The organism is Microcoleus sp. B13-B6 (genome assembly GCF_036705405.1).
GTDB lineage: Bacteria > Cyanobacteriota > Cyanobacteriia > Cyanobacteriales > Microcoleaceae > Microcoleus.
Map to the genome: position 1 here is coordinate 83,561 of NZ_JAUBUJ010000010.1, position 12,698 is coordinate 96,258.

12 protein-coding genes are annotated in these 12,698 nt (G+C 46.6%); 10 read left to right on the top strand and 2 right to left on the bottom strand.

The genetic code is table 11. The features are described from left to right. Positions 1 to 370 precede the first annotated feature (370 nt). From QUB35_RS06750 to QUB35_RS06765, 4 genes are all read left to right on the top strand, one after another. Entirely contained in the window at positions 371 to 631 is a 261-nt protein-coding gene (locus tag QUB35_RS06750) for a hypothetical protein (RefSeq protein WP_333105634.1), read from the top strand. 218 nt (positions 632 to 849) lie between these two features. Further along, positions 850 to 1,518 (top strand): Uma2 family endonuclease, encoded by a 669-nt coding sequence (locus QUB35_RS06755; protein WP_333140539.1) that lies wholly within the window; start codon positions 850 to 852, stop codon positions 1,516 to 1,518. Positions 1,519 to 1,703: 185 nt separating this feature from the next. After that, entirely contained in the window at positions 1,704 to 1,958 is a 255-nt protein-coding gene (locus QUB35_RS06760) for a type II toxin-antitoxin system ParD family antitoxin (RefSeq protein ID WP_333140541.1), read from the top strand. A gap of 100 nt (positions 1,959 to 2,058) precedes the next feature. Then, positions 2,059 to 2,259, top strand: a complete 201-nt coding sequence (locus tag QUB35_RS06765) for a type II toxin-antitoxin system RelE/ParE family toxin (RefSeq protein WP_333140592.1) — start codon at positions 2,059 to 2,061, stop codon at positions 2,257 to 2,259. Here QUB35_RS06765 and QUB35_RS06770 read toward each other — a convergent pair. Then, positions 2,195 to 2,329 carry a hypothetical protein gene (locus QUB35_RS06770; RefSeq protein WP_333140543.1) on the bottom strand — a complete coding sequence of 45 codons (135 nt, stop codon included), beginning with the start codon at positions 2,327 to 2,329 and terminating at the stop codon, positions 2,195 to 2,197. The two genes, QUB35_RS06765 and QUB35_RS06770, sit on opposite strands and share 65 nt — an antisense overlap. Before the next feature lie 66 nt (positions 2,330 to 2,395). Between QUB35_RS06770 and QUB35_RS06775 the strand changes: the two genes are divergently transcribed. The 6 genes from QUB35_RS06775 (at position 2,396) to QUB35_RS06800 (ending at position 11,814) form a co-directional block, all read left to right on the top strand. Further along, positions 2,396 to 2,689 carry a DUF433 domain-containing protein gene (locus QUB35_RS06775; protein WP_333140545.1) on the top strand — a complete coding sequence of 98 codons (294 nt, stop codon included), beginning with the start codon at positions 2,396 to 2,398 and terminating at the stop codon, positions 2,687 to 2,689. Next, entirely contained in the window at positions 2,686 to 3,030 is a 345-nt protein-coding gene (locus tag QUB35_RS06780; RefSeq protein WP_333140547.1) for a DUF5615 family PIN-like protein, read from the top strand. Before QUB35_RS06775 ends, QUB35_RS06780 begins: the two co-directional genes overlap by 4 nt. Positions 3,031 to 3,220: 190 nt before the next feature. After that, positions 3,221 to 4,036, top strand: coding sequence for a PD-(D/E)XK nuclease family protein (locus QUB35_RS06785; RefSeq protein WP_333140549.1), 816 nt, complete (start codon positions 3,221 to 3,223; stop codon positions 4,034 to 4,036). A gap of 118 nt (positions 4,037 to 4,154) precedes the next feature. Further along, positions 4,155 to 6,710, top strand: coding sequence for a DHH family phosphoesterase (locus tag QUB35_RS06790; RefSeq protein ID WP_333140551.1), 2,556 nt, complete (start codon positions 4,155 to 4,157; stop codon positions 6,708 to 6,710). A 622-nt stretch (positions 6,711 to 7,332) separates the two neighbouring features. After that, entirely contained in the window at positions 7,333 to 9,636 is a 2,304-nt protein-coding gene (locus tag QUB35_RS06795) for a serine/threonine phosphatase (protein ID WP_333140552.1), read from the top strand. A gap of 936 nt (positions 9,637 to 10,572) precedes the next feature. Next, positions 10,573 to 11,814, top strand: coding sequence for a protein kinase domain-containing protein (locus tag QUB35_RS06800; protein WP_333140594.1), 1,242 nt, complete (start codon positions 10,573 to 10,575; stop codon positions 11,812 to 11,814). Between the two features lie 165 nt (positions 11,815 to 11,979). On the opposite strand, the gene QUB35_RS06805 is transcribed toward QUB35_RS06800, so the two are convergent. Continuing rightward, positions 11,980 to 12,198 carry a DUF4327 family protein gene (locus tag QUB35_RS06805; protein ID WP_193973492.1) on the bottom strand — a complete coding sequence of 73 codons (219 nt, stop codon included), beginning with the start codon at positions 12,196 to 12,198 and terminating at the stop codon, positions 11,980 to 11,982. Positions 12,199 to 12,698: the final 500 nt, after the last annotated feature.

Here is a 12,698-nt window from a genome sequence, read left to right on the forward strand (position 1 = left end):
GAAATGTGCGATCGTCTTTAACCCGCGTAGGCGGGTTTTGTTTGTGTAGACGCGGTTTCTAACCGCCGAGTTCAACCGCCCGGTTCAATTTCTCAATTTATCTTTCTTTCATCCGCGTTTATCCGCGTGCATCTGCGGTTAAAAATCAAAAATCTATCACTTTGGCAAACAATTCAACACTTACTAAAACCCTCAAATCCCTAGCCGATAAAAGCTTCAGATAGGATAACCGTTAAAACTTAGCGTTAAGAATTGACAATTGACAATTCTTGTGATATGTGCTTGAATTTTAATGGAAAAGGCGTTAGTACATTCCCGCCAAGAAACTTACTAACGCCTTTTGTGTACTCCTTACGAATACAACACGATCATGCCACAAAACGGTTATCAACAGGGATGCGCTGCGAATCCTAGTGCGATCGCGTACCAAAAACGCCTTTACCCTTGGGCGATCGCCAAACTCATGCCCAGTATGCAGCGGGCGATTGTGGGGCGATTTCGCAGTCGATCGGATGCTGACGGGCACTTGCTGTGTCTGCGTCAACTGATGCCTCAAGCAACGCTTGTCGTAGTCTTTGACTTGCAACCAGACTTAGAAGTACCAATTGCGGCGCCCACAGCAATTCGATAAGCACAAGGATTGCGATCGCCATTTGTAGGGGCGGTGCCCCCGTGCCCGCCCCTTCGTCTGACTTCAAGTCGATCTTTCTTGTATTTTCCTTCTTCCTTTTTAAGAATGACTCAGACTCGATAATTCATTCGTGTATCCGTGTAGTGCCTTCCTTCTTCCTTTGGCTATAAATAGCGACTTAAGTTAGGATAATTTTATCCTCAATTTGCTTTTAAATCATGACTTCTACAACTGTAAAATTCATCTTGCCTCAACTCGGTGAAATTCCTCAATGGCAAGCCGCGACATGGGAAGATTATGTAGCAGCCTGCGAAGATCCATCTTTGGAGGAAGCCAGAATATTTTTTTATGAAGGATATCTTTGGATAGACATGGGTAATGAAGGGCCTCAGCACGCCAGATTTAACGATCTGTTTACTATCATATTTTTCGTGTGGTTTACTACCAAAATAGGACAAACTTTTGATTCTCTCAGCGGTTGTGTAATTGAGAAACCTAAAGTGGGAGCGGGTGCACCAGATAAAGTTTTATACATCGGCGGAGATTTCCACCAATGGCAAAAAGGGGAACCTCGCCGAATTAATCTGAATCAGTCGCGAGTTCCCGATTTAGTCGGGGAGATAGCCGATACTACTTTGGCCAGCGATTTAGATGAAAAGAAGCGGCTTTATGCTGCTTTGGGAATTCCTGAGTATTGGGTAGTAGATATTAAGGGCGAGAGAGTTTTGGCATTTCGCTTGCAGGAAAACGGGAAATATCAGGAATGCGAGATTTCCGGTGCGCTTGAGGGATTGCCAATTGCTTTGCTGTCGGATACTTTGAAACTTTTGGGTGAGGGAAATGGGACGGCGGCGATGTGGTTTGCTCAACAAATTGGGAATTTGTAGAGAGGTTGGCGAAAAGTGCGTTAGCGAAGCCCTCGAAGAGGATCGCACGCGATTCACAATAATTTTTTCAAGCTCGACTCTAGGGCTGCCACCATCTCTGAGAATGTTGATATTTGTGCTAAGCTAATCTACAAAAGATGTCAAGATCGTGCAGTAACCTTTCTGTGATTTAAAGGAGCAAGTCAATGAATATTGTCTTAAAGCCGGAATACGAAGAGTTTATTCGAGCGCAAATTCAAAGCGGAAAATATGGCAGCGCTGAAGAAATAATTGGAGAAGCGATCGCACTTTTCAGAGAACGAAAACAACGCATCGAAGAACTCCGCCAGAAAATAGCAGTTGGAACTGCACAAATTGCTAAGGGACAAGTGACAGATGGAGAACTTGTGTTTGCCCAAATTCAAGAAAAGATCGATCGAAGAGAACAGTCAGGGGCATGAACAGTTATACATTTTCAGATGAAGCCGTCCGAGACTTGAATGAGATTTGTGAGTACATTGCTGGCATAGTTCCAGGGCAGCCAGCGAGCTTTTTGATGCAATTCGTCAAAAATGTAAACTTGTCGCCGAATTTCCCAATATGGGCAAACGCTATGAGAGGTTATCCCCCAACTTACGCGGATTTATTGTGAGGGATTATTTAATTTTTTACTACCCCAGATCGGACGGGATTGATATTACTCGCGTGCTACGGGGTGATCGAGACTTGGAATTATTGTTTTCAGAGTTAGGGGAAGATTAATTAGCGTTGGATCGATCTGAACGGGCGATCGCACTTGGAAAAAAGGGCGATCGTGCTTAATGCTTCTCAATTTTTGGCACACTTTTAGCTTAAATAATAACATATAATAAAAATATATCTGCCCTGTTAATCTGCCATGAATGTACAATCTGTTTCGCGTTATGTCGCACGTCACCCTGAAATCTTGCAAAGCGAACCAATTATCGCAGGAACCAGGACTTCCGTTCGGGCGATCGTGGAATTGTGGCGTTTGGGTATTACTCCTGAAGAAATCCCGATGCACTTACCTCACCTGAAATTAGCTCAAATTTTTGACGCGCTGAGCTTTTATTTGGATAACCAGGAAGAAATAAATACTTATATTGAGCGCAATCGAATTCCTGAAGAATTGATTCATCCTGCTGTTAAAGCTGCAATGAGAAAGCCGTGAAACTGTTTGCAACTATTTATACAGATGAAGATGTTTCAAGGCTTGTAGCTACTTTACTGCTGGCTAGAGGGTTCGATGTGACGACAACCAGCGAACAGGGAATGCTGAGTAAATCCGATAGCCAACAATTAGCTTACGCAGCATCTATGGAGCGATGTTTGCTCACCCATAATCGCGTAGACTTTGAGCGACTGCATCTAGATTATATGAGAGAAGGAAAACAACATTCGGGGATTATTGTGATCCCTCAAAAGAACGCCTATGAGATTGCTCAACGGGTTGCCATTTTATTAAATACGCTAACGGCTGATGAAATCGCTAATCAGCTTTTATATGTATAAAGCGATCGCACTTGGGAAAGCAAAGGGCGATTCCCTACGGGATAGCTACGCACGCGCGTACTCTCCTCCAAAAATGCGATCGCCCTAATTTATCTGCGTTTATCTCCGTCCATCTGCCGACATCTGCGGTTAAAAAAAAATCTCTACCCCTTACAATCATAAAAAATATAAAATCTAAAATCATAAAAAAATGCTCCGACTATCCCAAACCCAACTCAAAATTCTCGAAGAATGCCCCCGCAAATTCCAACACAGCTACCTCGAACTACTCGCCACCACCGCATCCCCAGAACACAAAGAAAAACTCACATGGGGAAGCCACTTTCACCTATTAATGCAGCAGCGAGAACTCGGACTTCCCATTGAATTCATCATCCAACAAGACCCCGAACTGGGACGCTGTGTGGCAGCATTTATCAACACCGCACCCGAACTTTTCGCTAATTCAGAAAATAGCGATCGCATTTTCCGCCAAGCCGAACACCCCCGCACCCTAATTTTCCAAGACTACCTATTCACCGTTATCTATGACTTGCTAATAGCAGAACCAAACGCCGCGCAAATTCTCGACTGGAAAACCTATCCCCGCCCTCAAAAATCAAAATGGATAGCCGAAAGTTGGCAAACTCGCCTCTATTTATATGTTTTAGTAGAAACCAGCGACTATTCCCCCGAACAAGTTTCCATGACATACTGGTTCGTACAATTGCAAGGAGAAGAACCGCCGCAAAAACTCACGTTTTATTACAACCAAACAGAACACGATCGCACAAAACAAGATTTAACCCACCTATTGCACCAGCTAAGCGAGTGGCGACAGCGCTATACCGAAGGCGGCGAATTCTTACCCCAAGTAGAAATTAGTTCCAATCTTTGCGATTCCTGTCAATTTGCAACTCGCTGCAACCGCACAACAGACAACACAGCTTCCTCATCCAATCTTTCCGCAGAAACTCCCACAGATTGGCTGCCAAATCTTGCTATCATTGAGGAAATGTCTATTTAATTCAAATCTTTTACTATGCCAACTATTAGTCCCCGGTGGGGGCGGGTTTATAGATATTGTGGATGTGAATGAAAGATTGTTGGTGAACCCGCCCCTACAGGAATTAATGAAATAACTTATGACAGAACTACTTCAAAATTTGCCAACTCAACCCCTATCCCAACCCCCAGCTTGGCTGATCCAAGCTGTCAGGAACCATGCACCAGAACTCCCCGGAAACTATGCCGCCGCACTTCTCTGGTATAGAGGAATTCACAACCCCGAACAAATACCAGGTTTCTTAAACCCCCAACTTTACCAACCAGCAAGTCCCTTTGAATTCGGGCTAGAAATGAACTGGGCGATAGAAAGAATCCAGCAAGCACGAAACAGCGCAGAAAAAGTTGCAATTTGGGGAGACTTCGACGCCGACGGCATTACCTCAACCTCTGTTTTGTGGGATGGACTGGGAGAATTTTTTACTCAAAACGACCAACTAACTTATTACATTCCCAACCGATTAACCGAATCTCACGGACTCAATATCACAGGAATAGATGCCTTAGCAAAAGCGGGAATTAGCTTAATTATTACCTGCGATACAGGCAGTACAAACATCGCCGAAATCGAATATGCCACCAGCTTAAACATCGATACAATTGTCACCGACCATCATACATTACCAGACGATCGCCCGCCAGCTACAGCCATTATCAATCCCCGCTACTTTCCCCCAAGCCACCAACTATTTAACCTTTCAGGAGTGGGAGTAGCTTATAAATTAGTTGAAGCATTATATGACACATTACCGGATATTCCGCAGCGCCCGATCGCAGATTTATTAGAATTAGTAGCGATCGGCTTAATTGCCGATTTAGTCCAACTTACAGGAGACAGCCGCTACCTAGCACAAATCGGCATCCAACAACTGCAAAAACAAATCGCAAATCCCACCCGCCCGGGAGTTGCAAAATTGCTCGAACTGTGCAAAAGATCGGGCGATCGCCCAACCGACATATCCTTCGGGCTCGGCCCCCGAATCAACGCCGTCAGCCGCATTCAAGGTGACGCCAGCTTCTGCGTAGAACTCCTCACCAGCCGCGACAAAAAACGCTGCGAAGAACTAGCAAATTTAACCGAAATTGCCAACTCCCGGCGCAAATCTTTACAAAAAGATGTTGCCAAAGATGCCGCCGCCAAATTAGCCAAACTCGACCTCTCAACTACTAGCGTCATCGTCCTCAGCGACCCCCAATGGCCCGTAGGAGTATTAGGATTAGTAGCGGGACAAATCGCCCAAGAATACGGCCGTCCCGTGATTTTATTCAGCACAGAAGGAAGCGAAGAAATTAAGGAAAATTCCCAGGAAACCCAATTGACCTCTTTCTTAGATTCAGAATCAAAAACACTTTCCCCATCCAAAATTGCTAGGGGTTCGGCGCGTTCCGCCAATCAAATTGACCTTTACCAATTAGTCAAAGACCAAGCGCATTTATTGGACAGATTTGGTGGTCATCCCTTCGCCGCCGGATTGAGTCTCCCTGTTGAAAATATCCCCCTATTTACCGATGCGGTAAATCAGCAACTGCGACAACAATACAGCACAGATAGTTTAACAGCCGCCCCCGTTGAAGCAGACCTAAAAATTACTGTCTCCGAATTAGGCAAAGACTTATTTCAAGAACTAAAATTGCTCGAACCGTGCGGTATGGGCAACCCCACACCCAAATTGCTGATTGAAAACTGCTGGTTTGACAATCTCTGGAATCAAAAAATCAAAGACTTGAAAGGGCAAAAAGTAGAATATCTTAAAACAGAATTTACAATGAGGGATGAATCTAGCGATACTGGATTTCCAGGTATTTGGTGGGGACACAACCAAAACGAAGTTCCCCAAGGCCGCTGCGATGTCACCGTTGAACTAGATTTTAATACTTACAAATCGCGGTATGAAGTGCGCCTCGTAGCAGTGCGGGAACGCACGGCAGACAACCCAATCAATTCGCCGACTAAAATAGATTGGATTGTAGACTGGCGCAATAGAAATAACGATGAAGAGTTGTTAGCAGCCAGCACAAACTTAGAATTTCAAATGCCGATCGACAATCTAGTTTACAATTCCGAAAAGGTCGATCGCGAAAACTCGATCGTCCTCAAAGAATGCCCCGCAAGCTGGGACGAACTGCGGATCTGGTTTCGGCAAGCACAGCACACTCAGAAAAAACTCGCGATCGCCTATACTTTACCCCCACTCGTACCCCCACAGCAAATCTGCCAACAGCTAATCGGCATAGCCAAATATCTCAGCCGCACCAAAAAACCCGTCACCAGACAGCAACTTCGCCAAAAACTCGGTATCAGCGACACCTCCCTGCAACTAGGGTTCAAAACCCTAACATATCTCGGTTTTAAAATCAATTATCGCGATCGAGCTTTCCACATCACCAGACAACTCGAAACCGCACAGCAGCAAGACGCGCCCGATCAAATCCCCAAATCCTTATTAGATAGCCAATCCATCCACTTCTCAGTGCCAAATTCCCCCATCGCCGCCCGTTTTGCAGCGCAATTCCTAGCAGCAGTCTCCGAAGAACAATTCCGGCGGAAATATTTCTGTGAAGTACCCCTTTCCACCATTGTGTCGATCGCCAGAGAAACCGTTTTCCAAGAAGATTCTACAGCAAATCCCTTCTAACTGAGATATTGGACTATTCTCAAGAACAGGCAAGATGCCTGTTCCACAAAGAATGAATTTTCTTGTGGAACAGGCATCTTGCCTGTTCCTAAACAAGTAATTGAGAAGGGTACAACACATGAGTTCTAAGTGACATATTGCACCATTATCAATAACCCTTCTGTGGGCGGGCTCTCCCGCCCAACCCACAAGAAAATGCACTTTTTATGAACAGGCATCTTACCTGTTCATAAAAAGCTTATTGAGAATGGTGGAACACATGAGTTCTAACTGACATATTGCACCATTGTTAAGAACGGGCTCTTCGGCCCGTTCCACTCATGAGATAACTTTTATTGTCGGGCCCGCACGCTGTTACCACCGGTGGGGCTGGCTTTTGGGGCCCTGAAGCGAGAGAAGTTGTTGTAGATGTGGCTTAAGAGGCGTATTCCTGACACCGATGCAACATCTCAGTTCTAAGAAATATCTTACTTCTGAATTCATCCCGATAAAATAAGGCATAGGGCAATGGGAGTTATCCGTTGCGAGTCAGACCCAAAACTCATAACTCCTAACTCACAGGCCACAACCCAAAACTCCCCACCGCTTTCACTCGATCGCCCATATCCAATTTAAAACCCCTATGCTTCTCTGTCCCCGCTGCCAATTTGAAAATCCCAATCCAAACAAGTTTTGTCAACAATGCGGAAATTCCCTAATTTACAAACCTTGCCACGAATGCGGTGCCCAAGTCGCTTTTAGCGCCGCATTATGTCAGAATTGCGGCGTCGCAACAGGTCAAGTGTGGCGGGCCATTATCTGCGGTCGATCGAATTTTCCAGCAGTCGAGGCAGACGAGTCAACCCTACCCCCAGCCGAGTTTCCCCAAAAACCAGAGAGGGTTCCAGAAATCCCATCGCGCCAAAACTCTCCTGAACCAATCACAGACGCCATTAAAACCGAAATAACCACCCCAGCCGAACCCCCAATAGCAGTCGCATCAACTTCTCCACAGCCAAGCGACGGCGAATTCAGCAGCACAGAAATTGACCCTGTGGTAGCCGTGGGGGCGATCGCACCAGCATCCTTTCAAACAACAGAAAAAAGCTCTACTACAGCACCAGAGCGCGAAATAACCCCATCTGAGCAGCATTTTACAACCGCACCAGAGCCTCAACAAATCCACGAAGCAACCGAGAACCCCGACAGCCCAAACATAGCTGACATCTCCCCCCCATCTCCACAATTCCCCGTCCCCAATTCAGAATATTTAATCCCTTCCCAGCAAGCAGGAGCTTATTTAGACACTCAGCAGCGCTACCAACTCCTAGAAACCGTGCCGCCGAGAAAACGCTCAGACACAGTAGAAGTAACAGTATTGGACTGTCAGCCGCTGGAAATGTCACCCCTCAAAGCCATGCTAGCAGCCAACTCTGCCAGCGTCGCCCGACGAACATCCCCCTATAGCGCAGCAATCAAACGCGGAGAAAATTCAACCAATTCCGCCTTAGCAGAGCTTTGCCAAGGCATAGCTGAACCTTATCTGGCACTCCGGTGGCAATTCTCTCAAAACCTGCCAGTCATTCACGATAGCTGGTCAGACAACGAACAGGCAGTGCTGCTGCTAGAAGACTGCTCCCAATGGCCGCTGCTGGTAGAACGCTGGAGTCAACCCGAAACTTCCACCCAGCAAATTTTATACTGGCTACACGAAATGACAGAACTCTGGGCTGCCCTAGAACCCTGGCGCTGTCGGCAAAGCTTGTTGGAACTGACAAATTTGCGAGTCAACCCCGACTCTTCCTTCTCCTTGGCTTCTTTGCGGCTGCAATACCTCTATCCCGAACCCGCCGGCTCAAACCTGCAACTGGTAGATTTGGGGCAACTGTGGCAGGTGATATTTAGCCAGTCCGATCATCGCACTCAGTTTGGCGCCTTGCTCGACCTGCTGCAACAAATGTACAGAGGCGAGATTAACACAATCGAAGAATTGCGATCGCGCCTAGAAACAGTTCCCCTCGAACTCCAACCCGCACCTTCACCAAGCTCAACCCCGACGCGCAGGCATTACCGCAGCCCCGACGAGTCCCCCCCCGACGTTGGCGAGGTCTTAACCCAGCCCATGCCACTCCAGATTTACAGCTTAGAAGACGCAGGCCTCACCGATGTTGGCCGCACGCGCGACCACAACGAAGACTTCTTCAGCATCTGGACTCAGCTCAACAAACTCGAAAGCTCCTTCGGTCGCATCTTTCAAACCAAAGGGCTTTACATTCTCTGCGACGGCATGGGGGGACACGACAGCGGAGAAGTAGCCAGCCAACTAGCCGCTGAAACTCTCAGAGAATTCTTTCAAACCCGTTGGCAAAATCAACTACCTCCGGCAGATACCATCCGCGAGGGAGTGCTGCTAGCCAACAAAGCCATCTTTGAAATCAATCAAAAGGACGGACGCTCCGGCAGCGCCCGCATGGGTACAACTCTAGTCGCAGTCTTAGTTCAAGACACCCAATTCGCCGTTGCCCACGTCGGCGACAGCCGCCTCTACCGACTGAGAAAGGGACAAACCCTAGAAAAAATCACCTCAGACCACGAAGTAGGGCAGCGCGAAATTAAGCGCGGAGTTGACCCGGAAACTGCTTATGCCCGTCCCGACGCCTATCAACTAACTCAAGCCATCGGCCCGCGAGACAGTAATTTTCTCAAGCCAGAGGTGCAGTTTTTAGACTTGTGCGAAGATACCTTATTAATTTTGGCTTCGGACGGCCTGACAGATAATGATTTGTTGGAAACTCACTGGCAGAACACTCTCGAACCCCTGTTCAATCCCCAAGCTGATCTCGACCAGGGAGTTGCTCAATTGATTGAACTGGGCAACAAACGCAACGGTCACGACAATATCACGGCAATTATCATTCGGGCCCAGGTAGGCGCATTTCGATTTTAGACTTTCGATGCGGCCAACTTTTTCAAAGGTGGCGCTTTCCCCCGTGACGGTCTGGGTTAAACCTGCAATTGTTGCAGGGAAAGGAAACAGCTTCTGCCTTTTTCGGGCAAGGCTTTACTGCTGGCTCTGTTATTAGGTATCCGGTGTTAAAACAGCTTCAGTTTGATTGCTCAAAAACTGATTACAGACCCATAAGATTGCAGAAAAGCTGTGGAGGACTAACCATTTATCAGTAGCTTTAATTTTGAGACTCGGTTCAGGGAATCTACCGGAAAAATTGGCTTGATAGTAAGTGGATTCATCATAGTTGAAAGAGCTTTCACTTATAAAAATAGTTAGTCTAATGAAAAAAAATCAACTATAACAATCCTAAATGATTCAGATAAATTTGTAGGTAGTGCTAAGAGTGCCTACCCCCTATCTATCGGGCAACCGGGCGTGGGATTGCCCCTACAATAATTATGCAAATGATTTAGGATTGCTATAAAATGAAGTGAGTATGCAGGCTGGCTAATGCGAAATCTGTTTTATACTCGATCGCTGTCGGGGCAATTTGGGCATAGGCAGGAAGTGCCCGCCCTACCTATAGATGTGGGGGGTAAATCACAACCTGCTGCTACAGCAAATTTACGTAAAAATTTAGCGATTGTTTACCTGGTTTTTGTAGTTTCAAGTGTTAAATCGATCGACTGTGTTTTAAGGAGCGATCGACCCCTCACAAATTTTAGGAATAATTGTTCCCAAAAGACTATTTATAACTTAATTGTTTATGAAATCTTTAATCACAATCAGGATATTATAAAGTTTTCCTGGAACTAACCTGTGAAGCTCATAAGTAATTTTTAATTGCTAATTTTTCAAAGCCCTACGCCCCAAATCTATAAATCCCGTCAACTCTCACTGCCAAATCAGGGAGTTCAACCACATCAAGCGAAAATGCTGCTGACTCTTTTAGATCCAGAAAAACAGACCCCCCTGCAACAGTGGAGTTTCGAGAGCGAATCCATTATTCGCATCGGCCGCTCTCCCGAAAATCACGTTGTGATCCCCAATGCTCTAGTGTCGCGGCAGCATCTGGAACTGCAAAGAGTTAATAGCGGGAAATCCAGTCAGTGGTACTTAGTCAATTCCGGGACAAATGGCACTTTGGTGAACGGTATTCTCATGTCTCAGGGTTGGATATCCGACGGTGCCATGATCCAGTTGGCGCGGGGCGGCCCAATTCTGCATTTCCAAGTGATTACTATTGAACTCGGCGGCCAAATTAAGGCGAACCCCACCGTCAATCTCGCGGCACCAAGGTGTACCCACGCGGGAAACCCGCCGGGGAATTTATTCTGCATCCACTGCGGCGAACCGATTAAAGTCGATCGCACGGTGCGCCACTACCAAGTGCTGCGAACTTTGGGCCAAGGCGGTATGGGGACAACGACTTTAGCCTGGGATCGAGAGAAAGCAAAAGCTCAAAAACCCGGAAGTTCCCCCGCAGCTTCTCTGGTAGTCCTCAAGGAAATGAATGCTGACATGGCTCAAATAGTCAAAGCTCAAGAACTGTTTGAACGTGAAGCTAAAACTCTCAAGGCCCTCCACCATGCGGGAATTCCTCAGTTTTTTGACTTTTTTGTGGAAGGGGGCAAAAAATACTTGGTGATGGAAATGCTCCACGGCGAGGATTTAGAAAAACGCATCTACAACCGCGGGCCTGTTGCTCCCCAACAAGCAATAGAGTGGATGAGCCAAACCTGTGAGGTTTTGGACTACATTCACTCTCAAAAACCCCCGATCGTCCACCGGGATATTAAACCTGCTAATTTGCTGGTGCGGCATCGGGACAATCGCATTACAGTGCTGGATTTTGGAGCCGTTAAAGAAATCGGCACTCCTCCGGGCACTCGCATCGGCGTTGAAGGCTACACCGCACCAGAACAAGACCGGGGACAGCCTCTCCCTCAGTCGGATTTATATGCTATTGGGCCTACTTTAATTTTTTTGCTGACGGCCCAAAGCCCTCAAAACTTTTACGGCAAAATAGCTGGAGGTTACGGGTTTAAGCTCGAAAATATTCCGACGATCGCCCCCAAGCTGCGGGACACCATTTTGCGAACCACGGCAGCTAAGCCTGGGGATCGCTTTCAAACTGCTCAACAATTAGCTCGAGCTTTAGCAGCTTCGCTTTAACAAAAGTCAGAAGTCAAAACTCAAAAGCCAAAAGTCAGAATTTATGAGGAAGAGGGCAAAAGGAAAAGGGAAGAGGGAAGAATTTAGCAACGGAAATTTATTAAATAAAATTTAGCCGATCGCCTCGGAATTTCTCTCCGACACCCCAGTCCTCCGTCTCCTCTGTTATTCCTCGTCCCAAGCTTCTACAGCTATCAACTCGCTCACGGGGTCTTGCATAGAAAAATCAAACTCTAGCAATTGCTGTTTCCAGTACGGCCATTCGTCGCCGTAAAGCAGAGCAATTTTCCAAATACTGTCTGTCGGCTTGATAATGTCAGACGTGACTAGAGAATGCACCTGACGCTGGAACTTAACCATCGGCTGTATAACCTTCTGGCTCATAATACCTCTTGAATTGTTTAAATTTTGTGAATTACCACTTCCGATCTCACACTTTTTACCGCAGTTTCGCCAAGAACAGTCTCGCCAAGATACGTGTAGATTTTTGTCGGGAAGCTACATATTTAACTTGTATCTTAACACAGTTCGTTTTGACAAGGCCCTATAAGCAGGACTGAAGAGTCAAGACCGACTTCAAAGAATTAATCATCTTTAAAATGTCCCGCTATATGCTGTCGATCGACAGTGGGAGGTTGGCCGCCTCGATTGTTTCCACATCGTTGTTTCCACATAGTGGCAGATGCAAGGGCTGCGTTCGGCTTGTTCTTGACAAGGCTGAGTTTGCGTAGGAGGAACTGCAACTACTGCGCTTTGGCTGCTACAGCGTAATTTCCGCTTTCCTGCGGGTAAACCACACCTGTTTCACCTTCGACGCTGGGTTCGCTGTGAGAGTGGGGTCGGAGCTACATAAACTGATTATAACTCTACTCACCGCAAAAGCG

Bases quoted from the DNA above. Each gene is read 5' to 3' on its own strand.
- QUB35_RS06750 (WP_333105634.1), top strand. From the start codon at position 371: ATGCCACAAAACGGTTATCAACAGGGATGCGCTGCGAATCCTAGTGCG.
- QUB35_RS06755 (WP_333140539.1), top strand. From the start codon at position 850: ATGACTTCTACAACTGTAAAATTCATCTTGCCTCAACTCGGTGAAATT.
- QUB35_RS06760 (WP_333140541.1), top strand. From the start codon at position 1,704: ATGAATATTGTCTTAAAGCCGGAATACGAAGAGTTTATTCGAGCGCAA.
- QUB35_RS06775 (WP_333140545.1), top strand. From the start codon at position 2,396: ATGAATGTACAATCTGTTTCGCGTTATGTCGCACGTCACCCTGAAATC.
- QUB35_RS06785 (WP_333140549.1), top strand. From the start codon at position 3,221: ATGCTCCGACTATCCCAAACCCAACTCAAAATTCTCGAAGAATGCCCC.
- QUB35_RS06790 (WP_333140551.1), top strand. From the start codon at position 4,155: ATGACAGAACTACTTCAAAATTTGCCAACTCAACCCCTATCCCAACCC.
- QUB35_RS06795 (WP_333140552.1), top strand. From the start codon at position 7,333: ATGCTTCTCTGTCCCCGCTGCCAATTTGAAAATCCCAATCCAAACAAG.
- QUB35_RS06800 (WP_333140594.1), top strand. From the start codon at position 10,573: ATGCTGCTGACTCTTTTAGATCCAGAAAAACAGACCCCCCTGCAACAG.
- QUB35_RS06805 (WP_193973492.1), bottom strand. From the start codon at position 12,198: ATGAGCCAGAAGGTTATACAGCCGATGGTTAAGTTCCAGCGTCAGGTG.